General features: G+C 63.2%; 2 protein-coding genes. Both read left to right on the plus strand.

What is annotated here, in order from left to right; all coding sequences use genetic code 11:
- Positions 1-291 precede the first annotated feature (291 nt).
- The gene (gene rpmF, locus AC1DOC_RS32690) at positions 292-474 is read left to right on the plus strand and encodes a 50S ribosomal protein L32 (protein ID WP_007830466.1); all 183 of its coding nucleotides are present in this window, start codon (positions 292-294) and stop codon (positions 472-474) included.
- 61 nt (positions 475-535) lie between these two features.
- Positions 536-1,633 carry a phosphate acyltransferase PlsX gene (gene plsX / locus AC1DOC_RS32695; protein WP_080515724.1) on the plus strand — a complete coding sequence of 366 codons (1,098 nt, stop codon included), beginning with the start codon at positions 536-538 and terminating at the stop codon, positions 1,631-1,633.
- Positions 1,634-1,672: the final 39 nt, after the last annotated feature.

The following is a 1,672-nucleotide window of genomic DNA, read 5'->3' on the forward strand; positions in this document are numbered from 1 at the left end:
CGTCATGCCCGTGCACGAGGTCTGCCCGGTCCCGGTGCGGCTCTCGTCCAGCGACGACGACTTCCAGGCGGCCGAAGAGGCCAAGCCGAACCCTTTCGCGGTGCTCGGGGCGTTGCGTTCGCGCAAGCCGGAAGAGGGCAAGTAGCCCTTTCTCGGCACCTGGGCTATAATCATGGGCTTCGCGCGCGCCGCCGTGAGCAGCAAGACAGGCAAGGGCATTCCATGCATGCCCCTGGATTGCCACCGCAAGAGAGCGCATCCAATCACTCACCTAACAGTCCAGGAGCCATCATGGCCGTCCAGCAAAACAAGAAGTCGCCTTCCAAGCGCGGCATGCACCGTTCCCACAATGCGCTGGTCGTGCCCGGCATTGCCGTTGAGCCGACCACTGGCGAAACGCACCTGCGCCACCACATCAGCCCCAACGGTTTCTACCGTGGCCGCCAGGTGCTCAAGAACAAGTCCGAAGCCTGATCTCGCATCCCAAGGCCGAGGCCCGAAGCTACTTTTGCCGTAGCGTCGGGCCTTTGTTTTGATGGCTACGCCTTCTTCCCCCGAATCCACTGCTGCGCCTTCCGCAATCACGCTCGCCGTGGATTGCATGGGAGGCGACCATGGGCCGCGCGTCACGCTTGCGGCCTGCCGCGCGTTCCTCGAGCGGCACAGCGAGGCCTCGTTGCTGCTGGTCGGTGCGCCGGCTGCGCTGGCGGGCTTTGCTGCGCATCCGCGTGCCCGCATCGTCGCGGCCAGCGAAGTGGTGGGCATGGACGACCCGATCGAAATCGCCCTGCGCAAGAAGAAGGATTCTTCGATGCGCATCGCGATCCAGCAGGTCAAGGATGGCGCCGCCCAGGCGGCCATCTCGGCCGGCAACACGGGCGCCCTCATGGCCATTGCCCGCTACCTGCTCAAGACGCTCGACGGCATCGACCGCCCCGCCATCGCGCCCCAGCTTCCAAACGCCAAGGGCGGCGCCACCACGGTGCTCGACCTGGGTGCCAACGTCGACTGCGACGCGGAAGACCTGCTCCAGTTCGCGGTGCTCGGTTCTGCGCTGGTATCGGCGCTCACGGGCAACGAGGCGCCTTCGGTTGGCCTGCTCAACATCGGCGAAGAAGCCATCAAAGGCAGCGAAACAATCAAAAAGGCCAGCCAACTGCTGCGTACGGCTGCCAATTCGAAGGATCTGAACTTCTACGGCAACGTCGAAGGTAACGATATTTTCAAGGGCACGACAGATATCGTCGTATGTGATGGTTTTGTCGGAAATGTGGCACTGAAGGCCAGCGAAGGCGTGGCGTCGATGATCGGCGAGTTCATCCGCGTCGAATTCTCGCGGAGCATTTTCACGAAGGCGGCGGCAATTGTTGCTTATCCGGTTCTAAAAGCGTTTAAAAACCGGCTCGATCACCGTCGCTACAACGGAGCGGCGCTGCTGGGCCTGCGCGGCCTGGTTTTCAAGAGCCATGGCTCGGCTGACGAAGTGGCTTTCGGGCATGCGTTGGATCGCGCTTATGATGCCGCTCGCAACAACCTGCTCGATCGCGTGCGGGCCCGCATCGCTCACGCCGCGCCATTGCTCGCGCGGCAGGAGCCCGCGGTGCCAGCCGACGCGACGGCCCTTCACGTTTGATGAGCTCTTATTCACGCATCACCGGCACCGGTAGCTACC

The organism is Variovorax sp. 01T439_2 (genome assembly GCF_056398445.1).